Annotated in this window: 1 protein-coding gene; it reads left to right on the top strand. The window is 45.3% G+C overall.

Annotated features, from left to right (window positions below):
* Positions 1 to 38: 38 nt before the first annotated feature.
* On the top strand, positions 39 to 780 hold a 742-nt coding region (locus A3739_RS06330; protein WP_197472116.1), incomplete at its 3' end, for a hypothetical protein.

Genomic DNA, 780 nt, shown 5'->3' on the forward strand with positions numbered 1-780 from the left:
CCAAGGTATCTTGAGGGCGCCTCATAATGGAGTTGTATATGAAGGGACTTAGCCGAATAGTAGTGTTGGCCGCAATGGCTATATTAACCGCCTGTGGTGGAGGCGGTTCAGGTGAGAGCGCATCATCTTCCGCACCAGTTGTAGAGTCTTCGGGGCCCGCGATCGATGGTCAGGTAATGAAAGGGATCATTCATAATGCGCTTGTAGAAGCATACGTAATAGACCCTATCGAAGGAGTTTCTAACACTCCAATTGCAGAGGCCATTACAGACGAATCTGGCTCTTTCTTCTTTGAGCTACCAAATGAATTTGCTTCTGCTCCTTTATATCTCAAAATGAGTTCGATGAGTGATTCAGAGATGCGGTGTGATATTTACCCACACTGTGATGTCGATGGCTCACCAGATTCAGATGATGATCGTTATTCTTTTGGCTCTTGGGTTCCTGTTCCAGAAAATTTTCATATGACGGCTGTACTGATCAGCTCAGATGGGACGCTTAAGGGGACTATTTCTCCACTATCGCATATTGCCGCGAACTTATTTCTTAATGACTCATATGCTAATCAATTCGAACTAGAAAATAAGATCAGAGAAGCGAATAGCAGGATCGCTGACCGTTTTGGTTTAGCGAGAGATATTACCCAGATCGTTGCGCACGATATTACTGACACCGACTCTGTCGCTCGCGTTAGTGTGCGTGAAGACATAGCTCTTAAATTTGCCGCAATAAACTCTGCCCTGATTTCTGCCGTGCAGGATGATAGTCATGCATCTGGTT

The sequence above is a fragment of the Oleiphilus sp. HI0067 genome, assembly GCF_001635735.1.